This is a genomic window from Streptomyces sp. Ru73 (genome assembly GCF_002920575.1).
GTDB lineage: Bacteria > Actinomycetota > Actinomycetes > Streptomycetales > Streptomycetaceae > Streptomyces.
In genome coordinates, this window is sequence record NZ_PQSQ01000023.1 from 32,989 (window position 1) to 48,546 (window position 15,558).

General features: G+C 70.7%; 12 protein-coding genes. 6 read left to right on the top strand and 6 right to left on the bottom strand.

Annotated features, from left to right (window positions below; genetic code table 11):
- Positions 1–140: 140 nt before the first annotated feature.
- The 4 genes from C3486_RS13460 to C3486_RS13475 all read right to left on the bottom strand — a co-directional run bounded on the left by C3486_RS13460 (position 141) and on the right by C3486_RS13475 (position 4,255).
- The gene (locus tag C3486_RS13460) at positions 141–2,354 is read right to left on the bottom strand and encodes a hypothetical protein (RefSeq protein ID WP_181138534.1); all 2,214 of its coding nucleotides are present in this window, start codon (positions 2,352–2,354) and stop codon (positions 141–143) included.
- Positions 2,355–2,519: 165 nt separating this feature from the next.
- Complete coding sequence (locus tag C3486_RS13465; protein ID WP_219822221.1) at positions 2,520–2,981, bottom strand: DUF6113 family protein; 462 nt, start codon at positions 2,979–2,981, stop codon at positions 2,520–2,522.
- The gene (mshB, locus tag C3486_RS13470; RefSeq protein ID WP_103832895.1) at positions 2,978–3,913 is read right to left on the bottom strand and encodes an N-acetyl-1-D-myo-inositol-2-amino-2-deoxy-alpha-D-glucopyranoside deacetylase; all 936 of its coding nucleotides are present in this window, start codon (positions 3,911–3,913) and stop codon (positions 2,978–2,980) included. Before mshB ends, C3486_RS13465 begins: the two co-directional genes overlap by 4 nt.
- Before the next feature lie 147 nt (positions 3,914–4,060).
- Complete coding sequence (locus C3486_RS13475; RefSeq protein ID WP_103832935.1) at positions 4,061–4,255, bottom strand: hypothetical protein; 195 nt, start codon at positions 4,253–4,255, stop codon at positions 4,061–4,063.
- Between the two features lie 207 nt (positions 4,256–4,462).
- Here C3486_RS13475 and C3486_RS13480 point away from each other — a divergent pair, with 207 nt between their 5' ends.
- The 6 genes from C3486_RS13480 to C3486_RS13505 all read left to right on the top strand — a co-directional run bounded on the left by C3486_RS13480 (position 4,463) and on the right by C3486_RS13505 (position 13,243).
- A complete protein-coding gene (locus tag C3486_RS13480) occupies positions 4,463–6,616 on the top strand; it encodes a S9 family peptidase (RefSeq protein WP_103832896.1) in 2,154 nt (717 codons plus the stop codon).
- A gap of 369 nt (positions 6,617–6,985) precedes the next feature.
- Entirely contained in the window at positions 6,986–8,017 is a 1,032-nt protein-coding gene (locus tag C3486_RS13485) for an ABC transporter permease (RefSeq protein WP_103832897.1), read from the top strand.
- Positions 8,018–8,106: 89 nt separating this feature from the next.
- Positions 8,107–9,912, top strand: coding sequence for an ABC transporter substrate-binding protein (locus C3486_RS13490; protein WP_103832898.1), 1,806 nt, complete (start codon positions 8,107–8,109; stop codon positions 9,910–9,912).
- Between the two features lie 113 nt (positions 9,913–10,025).
- Entirely contained in the window at positions 10,026–11,003 is a 978-nt protein-coding gene (locus tag C3486_RS13495; RefSeq protein ID WP_103832899.1) for an ABC transporter permease, read from the top strand.
- 11 nt (positions 11,004–11,014) lie between these two features.
- Positions 11,015–12,076, top strand: a complete 1,062-nt coding sequence (locus tag C3486_RS13500) for an ABC transporter ATP-binding protein (protein ID WP_103832900.1) — start codon at positions 11,015–11,017, stop codon at positions 12,074–12,076.
- Positions 12,077–12,091: 15 nt separating this feature from the next.
- Entirely contained in the window at positions 12,092–13,243 is a 1,152-nt protein-coding gene (locus C3486_RS13505; RefSeq protein ID WP_103832901.1) for an ABC transporter ATP-binding protein, read from the top strand.
- Between the two features lie 239 nt (positions 13,244–13,482).
- On the opposite strand, the gene C3486_RS13510 is transcribed toward C3486_RS13505, so the two are convergent.
- Together C3486_RS13510 and C3486_RS13515 are read right to left on the bottom strand one after the other, a co-directional pair.
- Positions 13,483–14,511: an ABC transporter ATP-binding protein gene (locus tag C3486_RS13510; RefSeq protein ID WP_103832902.1), complete on the bottom strand. Its 1,029-nt coding sequence runs from the start codon at positions 14,509–14,511 to the stop codon at positions 13,483–13,485.
- Positions 14,501–15,550: an ABC transporter ATP-binding protein gene (locus C3486_RS13515; RefSeq protein WP_103832903.1), complete on the bottom strand. Its 1,050-nt coding sequence runs from the start codon at positions 15,548–15,550 to the stop codon at positions 14,501–14,503. The genes C3486_RS13510 and C3486_RS13515 overlap by 11 nt, the downstream gene beginning before the upstream one ends.
- Between the last annotated feature and the right edge of the window lie 8 nt (positions 15,551–15,558).

The window sequence follows — 15,558 nt, forward strand, 5'->3', positions numbered from 1 at the left end:
GCCGCCCGGGCGAGGCCCCGTACGGGCGGGCGGCCGTACGGGGTACCCCCGGCCCTTGTCGCGGGCCGCGCGGGCGGCCTCGGCACGGAAAAGCCCCGGTGGCCGCTGCCACCGGGGCTCCGTCCGTCGTGCGGGGCGGGTCAGCTCGGGTTCGTCGGGATGGTGACGACCCGCTGGGCCGGGGTGGTGCCGCGCAGCGCCTGGCTGACGGCGCTCGCGACCTCCTCGACGCTGACCGGCTTCTTCGTGCCGTTGCCCTTGGTGACCATGACGCCCTTGAACGTCTCGCCGTACAGGGCCTTGAGGGCCGGCCGGTCGTAGTACTCGACCAGCTTGCCGTCCACCGGCTTCATGGAGACGAACTTCGGGATGGACTTCTCGGGGCTGAAGGACACCGTGTGCTGCGCGTCCGTCCGCACCGTGATCAGCCCGGACATGGCGGGCTTCGCGAACGTCTTCAGCGCGCGGTTCACCTCGGAGTCCGGGACCGTCGGCTGCTGCATGCTGGTCTTGAGCGCCACGGCCTGCCCGTCGTTCCCGGCGAGCCGGTCCTCGTACGCCTGCGTGACCTTCTGCTTGGCCGCGTCGATGTCGACCGACTTGTACGGCTTGCCGTAGTGCGGGACGGCCTTGCCGGCGACGAAGTCTATGCCGCCGTCCTTGGCCGCGCCCTGCTCGCCGGCCACCGCCTTCAGCGCGATGTCCAGCTTCTCGTCGTCCACGATCAGCGCGGGCTCGGCCGTGCGGGCGCCGCCGAAGAGCGAGCCGATGACCGAGACCGGGTTGTAGTCGCGCCCCGACGCGCCCCGGACGGTGGCCTGGGTGTCGATGTCCAGGCCCGCCTTGGCGGGGAGCAAGGTCTGCGGCTGTCCGTCGACGGTCAGCTTCAGCGGCGCTGACCTGCGGTCCTTCAGCGCCGCGTCGAGCTTCTCGACGGCCTGTTCCTTCGTCGTGCCGCCGATGTCCACGCCGAGGGCCGTGGTGCCGCTCGGCACGTCGGAGTGGTCCAGCAGCAGGCCGGCGCCGTACGCGACGCCCGCGAGCACGACGACGCCGCCGAGCACGAGGACGAGCTTGTTCCGGCCCTTCTTGGGCGGGTTGATCGGCTCGGGGATCTTCGCGCGCGGCGTGGGCTTCGGCGCCGCGGGCGTCTCGGACGCCTCGGGCTCGGCCGGCCGGTCGGCGGTCTGCGGCGCGGGCCGCCACGGCGCCGGGCCGTCGGCGGAGACCGTGGGGATGCCGCTGACCAGGGTGTCGCTGGAGGTGCGCTGATCCGTACCGGTGACCGGGCCGACGGCGCCGGTCGGCGGCTGCGGGGTCAGCTCGGCGGTGTCGTCGCTCCTCGGCGGCGGGGTGCTGCCGCCGGTGAGCGCGCCGCCCGGCCGCTCGCCGAAGGGGTCGGCCTGCCGGTCGCCGAAGGTGTCGCTCTGCCGTTCACCGAAGGGGTCGGCCTGCCGCTCACCGAAGGGATCGGCCTGCCGCTCACCGAACGGGTCGTTCTGCCGTTCACCGAAGGGGTCGGCCTGCCGCTCGCTGAAGGGGTCGGCCTGCCGCTCGCCCGTGAGGCTGGCCGGCGGCAGCGACTCGCCCGCCGCCAGCGCCTCCAGGCCGGAGCGCGGCCGGGGCTCGTCACCGGCCGGCGGGAACGACAGGTCGCCGCTGGCCGGACCGGTCGTCGGGCCGGACGGACCGGGCGCGCCCGGCACGGGGCCACCGGGCCCCGCAGGACCGCCGCCACCCGGCGCGGCCGGGCCGTCGGAGAAGTACGGCAGCACGGAGTCCTGGCCGGGACCGGGACGCTGCCCGGCACCGGACGCACCGGGGCCCTGGCCCGCACCGGGGACCTGGCCCGCACCGGGGCCCTGGCCGCCGGCGGCCGGCACGCCGCCGGGCGGGGTGCCGCCCTGGCCGGCCGGGCCGCCCGTGGAGCGCTTCTTGCGCGGCGCGAACCAGTCGCTCGTACCGGAAGCGGCCGTCGGCTCCGTCTTCTCCTCGGGCGCGCTCACGTCGGGCGCGGCGGGCGCCGCCTGCGGCCGGGGCCGCGGCGTGCTGCCGGTGCGCTCGGCGTTCCGGTCGGCGCCGGACCGGCCGCCGCCGGTCCCCTCGGCACCGTTCGCCGCGGCGTCCTCGCCGACCGGCTTGCGGACCACGACCGGCGGGATCGGCCGCGATCCCGGAATATTGATCTTGATGCGCGTGGTCAGCGTGGTCTCGGTCTTGGGCTCCTCCGCCCGCGCCGCCACGGCCTCGTCGGCGTCGCCCTGGCGATTTCCGTACGGCGGGGTGCCCGAGGGGTAGGCGGCGGCGCCGCGCCCCTGGGGCCCGGAGGACGAACTGTCAGATTCACGACTCAAAGCAGGATCTCCCGGTTGGCTCCGCCGCTCGTCATCAACGTGCTTGGGCGGCTCGGCGGCGCGCACCACCATACTGTCCGGCGCGAGCGGCGATCCGGGGTGCGCGGGAACGCTCCCCGAACGGACGTCCGCGCGCGCCGCGGAACAACGGCCTCGGACCGCCCGTCACATGCCACGACGGGCCGTACCAAGATGCGCCGAGCGGCCCATCGACGCCGTGGTACAGATCACAGCGACGGCGATGCCGCCCAGCAGGTAGACGTAGGCCCCGAGGCCGGCACCGAAGACGAAGTCGCCCTCGGCGCGCGTCGTACTGAGCCCGATCACCGTGATGAGCCAGCCGGCGGCCGGGACCAGCGAACCGACGACGGAGACCGCCGCCCGCGCGCCGCCGGTGAACAGCGCCGCGGCGCCCGCCAGCGCGAGCAGCAGGCCGCCGGGGAACCACGCGCCCTGCACCAGCGCCCCGGCCACCGCGGTCAGCACACCCAGTACGAAGAGCAGGACGTACAGCCCGGCCTTCAGGGCGCCGCCCGGCGGGTTCTCCGGCTGCCGCGCCGCTTCGGGGGCCTGCGCGCCGCCGCCGGACGCCCGGCTGCGCCCGCCGGCGCCTCCCGTGCCGCTCATCGCGCCGCCTCCGCCTGCTCCGCCGTCGTCTCCGGCCCGTCCGCCGTCCGTACGCCAGCGAACAGGTCGTCCTCCCGCTCGCCCTCCTTGGCACCCGAGGTGCCGCGTACGAGGCGGTAGTGCTCGCCGCCGATCAGCGGCTGCCCGAGGTCGTTGGAGAGCGCGAAGAACGAGCCGTCGACCGAGATCTGGGTGACGTGCGCACGCATGGCAGCGGCCTTCGCCGCGCTGTACTCGGGGGTGGCCGGGATCGAGGTGGTGACCTCCTCGTCCGGCACCACGCCCGGTACGTCGTCCACCTCGGCCACGCCGGGGAAGGGCATCCCGGCGGCGCGCAGCCGCTCGAAGCCCTCCTCGACCACGGAGCGCGGGCTGCAGTTCCAGTAGATCTTCTGGATCTCGTGCGGCGCGCCCAGCTCCGGCCGGAAGGCGGGATCGGCGGCCAGGTCGGCGGCGCGCATCGCCACGCGGTGGGCCTGGATGTGGTCGGGGTGGCCGTATCCGCCGTCCGGGTCATAGGTGACCAGGACCTGCGGGCGGACCTCGCGTACCACCGCGACCAGGTCGCCGGCGGCCGTGTCCAGGTCGGCCTGCCAGAAGGCGTCGGGGCGGTCGTTCTGCGGCGCGCCCATCATCCCGGAGTCGCGGTAGCGGCCCGGGGCGCCGAGCTGGCGGTGGTCGGTGACGCCCAGCTCGGCCATGGCGGCGGCCAGTTCGCCGCTGCGGTAGGGGCCGAGCGTGTCGTCCTTGTCGGCGGCCAGGTGGGCGAGGTGCTCGGGGATGACCTCCCCCTCCTCACCCAGCGTGCAGGTCACCAGCGTGACGAGGGCACCCTCGGCCGCATATCTGGCCATGGTGGCGCCGTTGTTGATCGACTCGTCGTCCGGGTGCGCGTGCACCAGCAGCAGACGGCGGGCGGGAAGGTCGGACATGAGGACAGCGTACGAGCCGCGCGCCCGACACGGAGAACCCGACCGGGTGATCCACCCGGTCGGGCGCCGCCGCCACCACTCAGGGGCGGCCGGGGAATGGTGCCACGGGCGCGTCCGGCCTCACCGCACGGGCCCGTGGAGCTTCGGTCAGAACTTGATGCCGCCGATCATCCCCGCAACGTTCGTGGTGAACTGTCTGATGGTCGGCGCGATCGACGAGCTGGCGATGTAAAACCCCAGCAGTATGCAGACGACTGCGTGGCCCGCCTTCAAGCCTGACTTCTTCACCAGCAGGAAGACGATGATCGCCAGCAGCACCACCGCCGAAATCGAGAGTGCCACGGCGGTCACCTCCAAGTACGCACGGACGGAACGGGTTTGGGCGGATAGGACCCCGGCCGCTTTGGCCAATGGCTCCATACCCACACGTCCCAGCGATCATAACTATCGATCCCTGCGCATATGCCGGTGCACGGTTGCAGAGTGGGGGCGCACACGATCTTGACGAGTGCGGCTGCCGTGAGCCCGGGGGCCCTTACGCTCGACCGCATGACCGGACAGCTCTCATTTCCCCGGCAGCACGCGCGTACCCAGCGCTTCAGCCTGGGCGTGCCGCGCGCCTTCAGCATCTCGCCGGACGGCGGCCGCGTCGTCTTCCTCCGCTCCCGATCCGGCACCGATCGGGCGAACGTCCTGTGGGTCCACGACCTTGACGCCGGGCGCGAGTACGCCGCCGCCGACCCGGCGGAACTCCTGGGCGGCGCCGACGAGGAACTGTCCCCCGAGGAAAGGGCGCGCCGCGAGCGTACCCGGGAGGGCTCGGCCGGCGTCGTCGGGTACGCCACCGACGCGGCCGTCGAGCTCGCCGCCTTCCCCCTCTCCGGCCGGCTGTTCGTCGCCGAGCTGCGGGCCGGTACCTGCCGCGAACTGGCCGTGCCGGGGCCGGTGGTGGACCCGCGCCCGTCCCCCGACGGCCGGCACGTGGCGTACGTCGCGGGGGGCGCGCTGCGCGTCGCGCGCGTCGCGGACGACGGCACGGCGGACGACGACCGCGCGCTGGCGGCGCCGGACGGGCCGAACGTGACGTGGGGCCTCGCGGAGTTCATCGCGGCCGAGGAGATGAGCCGGTACCGCGGCTTCTGGTGGTCGCCGGAGAGCGACCGGCTGCTGGCCGCGCGGGTCGACGACTCCCCCGTGCGCCGCTGGTGGATCTCCGACCCCGCACACCCGGAGAAGGCGCCGGCCGAGGTGGCCTACCCGGCGGCCGGCACCGACAACGCCGAGGTCTCCCTCGCCCTGCTGGACCTGTCCGGCGAGCGCACGGACGTGGTCTGGGACCGCGAGCGCTACCCCTATCTCGCGCGGGTGCACTGGTCGGCGGCCGGGCCGCCGCTGCTCCTGGTCCAGTCCCGCGACCAGCGGTCGCAGCGCTACCTGGCGGTCGACACCGAGACCGGCGCCACCCGCCTGGTGCACGCGGACGAGGACCCGGTGTGGGTCGAGCCGTACCCGGGCGTGCCGGCCTGGACGCCGGACCGGCGGCTGGTGCGGATCGCCGACGAGGGCGGCGCGCGCAAGCTCTTCGTCGGGGACCGGCCGCTGACGTCGGCGCCGCTGCACGTGCGCGGAGTGCTCGACATCGGTCCGGACGACGTGCTGTTCTCGGCCAGTGCGGAGGATCTGCACGATGTCGGGATCTACCGGGCGTGGTACCGCGGCAGCGGCGACCAGGGCGGCTGGGAGCGGGTGACGGAGCGCCCGTACGCCTCGTACTCCTCCGCGGTGCGCGTGGGCGAGATCGCGGTCGTCTCGCACCTGTGCGCCGAGCGGCCGGGGACGAGCGTGGAGGTGCTGCGGCTGGCCGCCGACGGCAAGGAGACCCGGCTCGCGGAGATCCCCTCGTACGCGGAGACGCCGGTGCTCACCGCCCGGCCGCACTTCACGACGGCCGGCGAGCGGGAGATCCCGTGCGCGGTCCTGCTGCCGACCGGTTATCAGGAGGGGGACGGGCCGCTGCCGGTCCTGATGGACCCGTACGGCGGGCCGCACGCGCAGCGGGTGCTCGCGGCGCACAACGTCTTCCTCACCTCGCAGTGGTTCGCCGACCAGGGCTTCGCCGTGGTGGTCGCGGACGGCCGGGGCACCCCGGGCCGCTCCCCCGCCTGGGAGAAGGCGGTGTACGGGCGGATCGCGGAGGTGACGCTGGAGGACCAGGTCGACGCGCTGCACGCGCTGGCGGAGCGGTTCCCGCTGGATCTGGACCGGGTGGCCATCCGGGGCTGGTCCTTCGGCGGCTTCCTGGCCGGGCTGGCCGCGCTGCGCCGCCCGGACGTCTTCCACGCGGCGGTGGTGGGCGCGCCGGTCACCGACCAGCGGCTGTACGACACCCACTACACGGAGCGGTACTTGGGACATCCGGACGAGGACCCCGCGTCCTACGTGCGGAATTCCCTGGTCACCGATGCCGGGCTGGTGGCGGCCGCCGATCAGCACCGGCCAATGATGATCATTCATGGACTGGCCGACGACAACGTGGTGGTGGCGCATTCTCTGCGGTTCTCCTCGGCACTGCTGGCGGCCGGCCGGCCGCACGAGGTACTCCCGTTGTCCGGCGTGACCCATATGACCCCGCAGGAACAGGTGGCCGAAAACCTGCTTCTCCTGCAAGTCGCATTCCTCAAGCGGAGCCTGGGCCTCTCCTAATAGGAGGGAACGAAGCGAAAAGCGACCGGCCGGGGAGGCTGTCGGCCTCCCCGGCCGGTCCACGGCACCCGCACGGCCGTACGCTGTCCAGGATGGCGCGTTCGTATATCGGTGCTGCGACGGCCAAGTGTCCTTCATGTTAAGGACGTTGAGGCCGATATGTCGCCCATGCCGTACACCTCCGGTTCCTGTCAAGCACGCCTGAGCGTCAATCTGCGCAATCTTCGCTCAAGAAGCGAACAAGCTGGCTACGGTCGGTCCGCAGACTCTTGACTGCGCCGTAAATCACTTGCGAAAGTCCGCTCATCCAGCGGTGCGACTCGGTGCCGCTTCACGTTCCAAGAGAACTCGGCGCGGGGGCACTTCGCGATGACTAGTCCATCCCAGACCGCGGTTTCCAAGACCGACACCCCAGGACTTGGACCCGACGGGCTGAGCAAGGGAAAGGACCGCAAGGGCGGCGAATTGGTCGGTCGTTCGCCCGGGCAATTGATGTGGGCACGGTTCAAGCGTGACCGCACCGGAGTGATCAGCGCCTGGGTCGTCCTCTTCTTCTTCGCCGTGGGCGCACTGGCCCCGGTCATCTCCAAGCTGTACGGCAAGGACCCCTACACGCGGTACGGCATGCTCACCCCGGGCCTGCTGACCAACGGCTACCCGACCCAGCCCAACGGCGGCATCTCGGGCGACTTCTGGTTCGGCATCGAACCGACCCTCGGCCGCGACGTCTTCATGCAGCTGGTCTACGGCATCCGCACCACGCTGTTCACCGCGGTCGCGATCACCATCGCCTCGGTGCTGACGGCCATCGTGCTGGGCGTGGCGGCCGGCTACTTCGGCGGCAAGACCGACTACTTCATCGGCCGGGTCATCGACCTGCTGATGGCCTTCCCGAACCAGCTGTTCTTCGTGGCCTTCGTCCCCGTCGTGGGTGCCGTCTTCGTGGCCCCCGAGGACGCCATGCCGACCTGGCTGCGCGCGACCATCCTGATCCTGGTGATGTGGTTCCTCGGCTGGATGAGCCTCGCGCGGCTGCTCCGAGGACAGGTCCTCTCCTTGCGGGAAAGGGAGTTCGTCGAGGCCGCGAAGGTCTCCGGCGCCTCACCGGCCCGCATCATCCGGCGCGAACTGCTGCCGAACGTGGTGACGCCGATCCTGGTCCAGTCGACCTACATGCTGCCGAACTTCGTGACCTCCATCGCGGGCCTGTCCTTCCTGGGCGTCGGCTACGTCGAGCCCACCCCGGACTGGGGCCGGATGTTCGCGAACGCAGCCGACTACTACCGCAATGACATCACGTACTTGTTCTTCCCGGGTCTCGCGATGGTGATCTTCATCGTCGCGTTCAACCTGCTCGGGGACTCGGTCCGGGACGCGTTCGACCCGAAGCGGGCTCGATGAGATCCGTTCCGTGGGGGGTGCTGCCACCCCGGCACCGCATGAGTCAGGCAGCAGCAACGGATCAACGACAGGCAGGTGCATACACCGTCATGAGCAGCAACCGTACGCGCAGAACTCACGCCACCCTGGTCGCGCTGGCCGCGGGCGCCCTCGTCCTCTCCGCCTGCAGCTCGGGCGCGGGGGCCGGGGCCGGCGGCGACGGCAACGACCGCTCGGGCGCGGAGAAGCAGCGCGAGCAGATCGCGTTCGGCGACGCCGCCGCGTCGAAGGGCAAGGCCGAGGAGGTGCCGGGCGCCCAGAAGGGCGGCACGATCAAGGTCTACCAGCGCGACACCTACTCGCACCTGGACCCGGCCCAGATCTACGTCAGTGACGAGGGCGCGCTCGCCACGCTGCTCTTCCGCAAGCTGACGACGTACCACATGGACAACAAGGGCAAGTACACCATCGTCGGTGACCTCGCCACGGACAGCGGCCAGTCCTCGGACGGCGGCAAGACCTGGAAGTACACCCTCAAGGACGGCGTGAAGTGGGAGGACGGCTCCCCGATCACGTCCAAGGACATCCGGCACACCGTGGAGCGGACCTTCGCGCCGTTCATCACCGACGGCCCGTACTACCTCCAGCAGTGGCTGGCGAACACCAACTCCACCGACTACCGCAAGCTCCTGAAGGACGGCCCGTACAAGGGCAAGCACCTGCCGGACAGCGTGCTGGAGACGCCGGACGACAAGACCGTCATCTTCCACTTCAAGACGCCGCACCCCGACCTGCCGTACGCGCTGGCCATGGCGGGCTACTCCGCGGTGCAGGAGAAGAAGGACACCAAGGAGAAGTACGACAAGGCCCCGCAGGCCTCGGGCCCGTACAAGATCAAGCCGGGGTCCTTCAAGTCCGGCAAGGGCATGACGCTGGTCCGCAACACCGAGTGGGACCCGAACACCGACATCTCGCGCCACCAGTACGTCGACAAGTTCGACATCCAGTTCGGCGTCTCCTACCCGGACTCCACCCAGCGCCTGATCGCGGACAACGCGGACAACCAGAAGGCGATCAGCTTCAACAACCAGGTCGACGCGGCCAGCATGCAGACCGTGTCCAACGACCCGAAGGTGAAGAAGCGTTCGACCTCGGGTTACCAGCCCTACGTCGGCGTCATCAACTTCAACATGAAGCGGCTCAAGGACAAGAAGGTCCGCGAGGCCCTCGCGTACGCGATGCCGACGCAGGCCGTCCTGGACGCGTACGGCACGCCGGGCGGCGGCGAGCTGGCCGGCAGCTACATCAGCCCGACGGTCACCGGCTACAAGGACATCGACCCCTACGGCAAGCTGAAGAAGCCGCTGGGTGACGTGGCCAAGGCGAAGAAGCTCCTGAAGGAAGCCGGCAAGACCGGCATGAAGATCACCTTCGCCTACATGAACGCGCCGGAGCCGCAGAAGTACTCGGTCTCCATCGTCGACAACCTCAAGAAGGCCGGCTTCGACGTCCAGCCGAAGGACCTGCCCTCCGACACCTACTACGACGTCATCGGCAAGGTCGACAACAAGTTCGACATCTACGCCTCCGCGTGGGGTGCCGACTGGCCGAGCGCCTCGACCGTGCTGCCGCCCACCATGGACGGCCGCCAGGTCCAGGACGGTTCGCCGAACTACTCGCACTACAACAACCCGGCCGTCAGCAAGGAGATGGACCGCATCGCCAAGATGTCGGACCAGGAGAAGGCGTCCGAGGAGTGGTTCAAGCTCAACGAGAAGATCCTCAAGGAGGACCTGCCGGCGATCCCGACCTTCTACTACAAGCAGATCCAGCTGCACGGTTCCAAGGTCGGCGGCGTCGTGAACAACGACATCATCAGCGGTGTCGACCCGACGAAGCTGTACGTCAAGAAGTAACCGTGCCCCCGCGCCGGTGATCCCGGCGCCCGGTGTGCCCGTCCGGTCCGGACGGGCACACCGCGCGGTCCCCACTCACTCCTTCCGCTGCCCCACGAGAGCTGCGATCTGCCATGCTTCGTTTCCTCTTCCGCCGGTCTCTCGGCGCGATCGTGATCCTGCTGCTGATCAGCGCGTTCACTTTCTTCCTGTTCTTCGCCGCCCCACGGGATCCCGCGCTGCTGTCCTGCGGAAAGAACTGCACCCCGGACGCCATCGCCCTGATTCACAAGAACCTCGGCCTGGACAAGCCGATCCCGGTCCAGTACTGGGACTTCATGTCCGGCATCGTGACCGGTCGCGACTTCGCCCAGGGTCCCTGCCCGGCACCGTGCTTCGGCTACTCCTTCGCCAACGGCGACCCCGTCTGGGACACCATCATCGACCGCTTCCCGACCACGGTCTCGCTGACCATCGGCGGCGCCGCGGTCTTCCTGACGGTCGGCCTGGGCACCGGCATGATCGCCGCCTGGAAGCAGGGCAAGCTGATCGACAAGGTCTTCAGCTCCGCCTCCCTGGTGCTGAGCTCGATGCAGATCTACTTCATCGGCCCCATCGTGCTGGCGCTGCTGGTGTACAACCTGGAGATCCTGGGACAGCCCAAGTACGTGAACTTCACGGACAATCCAGGGGCCTGGTTCATGGGCCTGCTGATCCCCTGGTGCGTCCTGTCGATCATCTTCACCGCGCAGTACACCCGTATGGCGCGCTCCTCGATGATCGAGCAGCTGGCCGAGGAACACGTCCGCACGGCACGCGCGAAGGGCATGTCGCGGGGCACGGTCTTCTTCCGGTACGCCTGGCGCGGCTCGCTCATCCCGATCGTGACCATCTTCGGCATCGACCTCGGGTCGCTCTTCGGCGGCGCGATGATCACGGAGCAGACGTTCGCCCTGCCGGGCCTGGGCACCCTCGCGGTGCAGTCCGTGCAGAACACCGACCTGCCCATGGTCATGGGCGTGATGCTGTTCGCGGCGACGTTCATCGTCCTCTTCAACATCATCGTCGACGCCGCTTACGCGTTCATCGACCCGCGCGTGCGCCTGTCCTAGGAGAACCACCAGTGACCACACTCACCAAGACCGAAGGCGCACCGGTCCCGACCGGATCGGAACCCTTCCTGTCCGTGCGCGACCTGTACGTGCGGTTCTCCACCGAGGACGGCATCGTGAAGGCCGTCGACGGACTCTCCTTCAACCTGGAGAAGGGCAGCACGCTCGGCATCGTCGGCGAGTCCGGCTCCGGCAAGTCGGTGACCAACCTCGCCATCCTGGGCCTGCACAACCCCGCCTCCACCGAGATCGCCGGCGAGATCACGCTGGACGGGCAGGAGCTGACCGGCGCGGGCGAACGCACGCTGCAGAAGCTGCGCGGCAACAAGATGGCGATGATCTTCCAGGACCCGCTGACGGCGCTGTCGCCGTACTACACGGTGGGCCGGCAGATCGCCGAGCCGTTCATGAAGCACACGGGCGCCAGCAAGCGCGAGGGCCGGCAGCGCGCCATCGAGATGCTGACCAAGGTCGGCATCCCGCAGCCGAACCTGCGGGTGGACGACTACCCGCACCAGTTCTCCGGCGGCATGCGCCAGCGCGCCATGATCGCCATGGCCCTGGTCTGCAACCCGGCACTGCTCATCGCCGACGAGCCGACCACCGCGCTGGACGTCACCGTCCAGGCGCAGATCCTGGACCTCCTCAAGGACCTCCAGCAGGAGTTCGGCTCGGCGATCATCCTGATCACCCACGACCTCGGCGTGGTCGCCAACATGGCCGACGAGCTGCTGGTGATGTACGCGGGCCGGGCGGTCGAGCGCGGCTCGGTCCGGGACATCCTCACCGAGCCCCAGCACCCGTACGCCTGGGGCCTGCTCGGCTCGATGCCGCGCCTGTCGGCCAGCGTCGACGAGCCGCTGCACCCGATCCCCGGCGCCCCGCCGAGCCTGCTCAACCCGCCCTCCGGCTGCCCGTTCCACCCGCGCTGCGCATACACCTCCGAGGTGGACGGCAGCCGCTGCTCCGACGAGCGGCCGCTGCTGGCACCGGGGCGCGCCTCGGCCTGCCACCTCACCGCCGAGCAGAAGCACACCTTCTTCACCGAGCAGATCAAGCCCCGGCTGGGCTAGGGAGCGACGACCATCATGAGTGAAACGAAAGACGTCACCCTCCCCGCTCCCCGCGACGCCGCCCCCGAGGGCGAACCGCTGCTGGTCACCGAGGGCCTGACCAAGCACTTCCCGATCATGGGCGGCTTCCCGTTCCGGCGGAGGATCGGCGCCGTGCAGGCGGTCGACGGGGTGGACCTGACCGTGCACGCCGGCGAGAGCTTCGGCCTGGTGGGCGAGTCGGGCTGCGGCAAGTCCACCACGGGCCGGCTGCTGACCCGGCTGCTGGAGCCGACCAGCGGCACGATCTCGTACCGGGGCACCGACATCACCCACGCGAACCGCAAGCAGCTCGCGCCGGTGCGGTCCGAGATCCAGATGATCTTCCAGGACCCGTACTCCTCGCTGAACCCGCGGCAGACCGTCGGCACGATCATCGGCGGCCCGATGGAGATCAACGGGATCAACCCGCCCGGCGGCCGCGAGAAGAAGGTCCGCGAGCTGCTGGAGACCGTCGGCCTGAACCCGGAGCACTACAACCGCTTCCCGCACGAGTTCTCCGGCGGTCAGCGGCAGCGCATCGGCGTGGCCCGCGCGCTGGCCCTGGAACCGAAGCTGATCGTCGCCGACGAGCCGGTCTCGGCGCTGGACGTCTCCATCCAGGCGCAGGTCGTCAACCTGCTCCAGGAGCTCCAGCGCGAGCTGGGCATCGCGTTCCTCTTCATCGCCCACGACCTGGCGATCGTCCGGCACTTCAGCCAGCGGGTCGCGGTGATGTACCTGGGCAAGATCGTCGAGGTCGGCGACCGCGAGTCGATCTACACCCGGCCGCGCCACCCGTACACGCACGCGCTGCTCTCCGCCGTGCCGGAGGCGAAGCTCGCCGACGAGGGCGAGGACGAGCGCGAGCGCATCCGGCTCGCGGGCGACGTGCCCTCGCCGGTCAACCCGCCCTCCGGCTGCCGGTTCCGCACCCGGTGCTGGAAGGCGCAGGAGAAGTGCGCGACGGAGGAGCCGCCGCTGCTCCAGATCGCGGGGAACGCGGCCGGCCACCTGACGGCCTGCCACTTCCCCGAGGAACCGACGATCGCCGCCCGCGGCGAGGACATCGTCCTCGACCCGGCACTGGCGGCGATCGAGGAGGCGGATCCGGCCGGCCCGGCCGGCGGAACCACGAAGACCCCTTGACCCGGGCTCCTCAGCCTCCACATCGGGCCGCGCCCGCCTCCCGACACCCCAGCACGACGGGAGGCGGGCATCCGGCCTGCACGGGCCCAAGAACCAGCCCGTCCGGCGACAAAACCAGCCCGTCCGGCGCTCGAGGACCGGGGGTCCGCGGGCAGCGCCCCCGTGCGACGGCGCCGCGGCGGGCGAGCACGGTGTCCGACCGTCCCTCCGCGCCGGTTGCTCGCGCAGTTCCCCACCGCCTACTCACTCGGCACGACGTGCCGCTCCTCCGCGAAGTGGCACGCGGAGGGATGCGCCGGCCCCGCCGTACCCGCGAACCACTCCGGAACGGCCAGCGCCGGCACCACCTCCGCGCACACCGCCTCCGCCTTCCAGCACCGCGTGCGGAACCGGCATCCCGACGGCGGATCGGCCGGCGACGGCACGTCCCCGGCGAGCAGGATGCGCTCACGGTGCTCCCGCGCCGCGGGATCCGGTACGGGCACGGCCGACAGCAGCGCCTGGGTGTACGGGTGCGTCGGATGTCCGTAGATCTCGTCCTCCGTGCCGGTCTCCACGATCCGGCCCAGGTACATCACCGCCACCCGGTCCGAGATGTGCCGCACCACCGACAGGTCGTGCGCGATGAAGACGTAGCTGAGGTCGAACTCGTCCTGCAGCCGCTCCAGCAGGTTCACCACCTGCGCCTGGACCGAGACGTCCAGCGCGGAGACCGGCTCGTCGGCGACGATCACCTCGGGCCGCAGCGCCAGCCCGCGCGCGATGCCGATGCGCTGCCGCTGGCCGCCGGAGAACTGGTGCGGATAGCGGTTCACGTACTCGGGGTTCAGCCCGACGACGTCCAGCAGCTCCTGCACCTTCTGGCGCCGCGAGCCCTTCGGGGCGACCTCGGGGTGGATGTCGTACGGCTCGCCGATGATGTCGCCGACCGTCATCCGCGGGTTCAGCGAGGTGTAGGGGTCCTGGAACACCATCTGGATGTTGCGGCGGACGGCCTTCAGCGCCCGCCCGGACAGCCTGGTGATGTCCTCGCCGCGGTAACGGATCGCACCGGCCGTCGGACGTTCCAGCCCGACCAGCGTCTTGGCGACGGTCGACTTGCCGCACCCGGACTCCCCCACGATGCCGAGCGTCTCGCCCTCGCGCAGGTCGAAGGAGACCCCGTCGACCGCCTTGACCGCGCCGACCTGCCGCTTCAGCACGATGCCCTGGGTCAGCGGATAGTGCTTGACCAGGTCACGCACCTCGAGAATGGCCTCAGCGGTCATGCGGGGGCTCCTCGTCTCGCAGGGTCTCCTCCCAGAAGTGGCAGGCGCTGGTCCGGCCGGGCGCCACGGCGTACTGCGGCGGCCGGTCCGTGGTGCACATGTCCCGGGCCCGCGGGCAGCGCGGGTGGAAGGGGCAGCCGGGCGGGATGGCGGTCAGGCTCGGCGGCAGGCCCTTGATCGCGTACAGCTCCTGGCCCTTCTGGTCCAGGCGCGGGATGGAGTCGAGCAGCCCGCGGGTGTACGGATGGGCCGGCGCGCGGTAGAGGTCGTGCACCGGCGCATGCTCCACGATCCGGCCCGCGTACATCACCGCGATCCGGTCGGCGACGTCCGCGACCACCCCCAGGTCGTGGGTGATCAGGATGAGCCCCATGTCGTACTCCCGCTGGAGGTCGGCCAGCAGGTCCATGACTTGCGCCTGGACCGTGACGTCCAGCGCGGTCGTCGGCTCGTCGGCGATGATCAGGTCCGGCTCCAGGGCCAGCGCCATCGCGATCATGATGCGCTGGCGCATGCCGCCGGAGAACTGATGCGGATAGTCGCCCACCCGGCTGCGCGCGGCCGGGATGCGCACCCGGTCCATCAGCTCGACCGCCTTGGCGCGTGCTTCCTTGCGCTTCATGCCCTGGTGGACCTCGTACATCTCGCCGAGCTGGGCGCCGACGGAGAGCACCGGGTTCAGCGCGGAGAGCGCGTCCTGGAAGATCATCGCCATCCGGGCGCCGCGGACCTTGCGCCGCTCCTCGGGCGGGGCCTTGAGCAGGTCGCGCCCCTGGAAGAGGATCTCGCCGCCGGTGACGTAGCCGGGGGGCGAGTCGAGGATGCCCATGATCGCCTGGGCCGTGACGGACTTGCCGGACCCGGACTCGCCCAGCACGGCCAGCGTCTCGCCCGCGTCGACGCGGTAACTGACGCCGTTGACGGCCCTGCCGACGCCGTCCCGGGTACGGAACTCCACGTACAGGTCGCGGACGTCGAGCAGCGCGGGCGACGCCGCACCGGGGTCCGGCGCGGCGTCGGGGTGGGTCGCGGTGGCCATCGGCTCTC

Coding starts and splice junctions, on each gene's coding strand:
- C3486_RS13480 (WP_103832896.1), top strand. CDS start 4,463: ATGACCGGACAGCTCTCATTTCCCCGGCAGCACGCGCGTACCCAGCGC.
- C3486_RS13515 (WP_103832903.1), bottom strand. CDS start 15,550: ATGGCCACCGCGACCCACCCCGACGCCGCGCCGGACCCCGGTGCGGCG.
- C3486_RS13490 (WP_103832898.1), top strand. CDS start 8,107: ATGAGCAGCAACCGTACGCGCAGAACTCACGCCACCCTGGTCGCGCTG.
- mshB (WP_103832895.1), bottom strand. CDS start 3,913: ATGTCCGACCTTCCCGCCCGCCGTCTGCTGCTGGTGCACGCGCACCCG.
- C3486_RS13505 (WP_103832901.1), top strand. CDS start 12,092: ATGAGTGAAACGAAAGACGTCACCCTCCCCGCTCCCCGCGACGCCGCC.
- C3486_RS13495 (WP_103832899.1), top strand. CDS start 10,026: ATGCTTCGTTTCCTCTTCCGCCGGTCTCTCGGCGCGATCGTGATCCTG.
- C3486_RS13485 (WP_103832897.1), top strand. CDS start 6,986: ATGACTAGTCCATCCCAGACCGCGGTTTCCAAGACCGACACCCCAGGA.
- C3486_RS13510 (WP_103832902.1), bottom strand. CDS start 14,511: ATGACCGCTGAGGCCATTCTCGAGGTGCGTGACCTGGTCAAGCACTAT.
- C3486_RS13465 (WP_219822221.1), bottom strand. CDS start 2,981: ATGAGCGGCACGGGAGGCGCCGGCGGGCGCAGCCGGGCGTCCGGCGGC.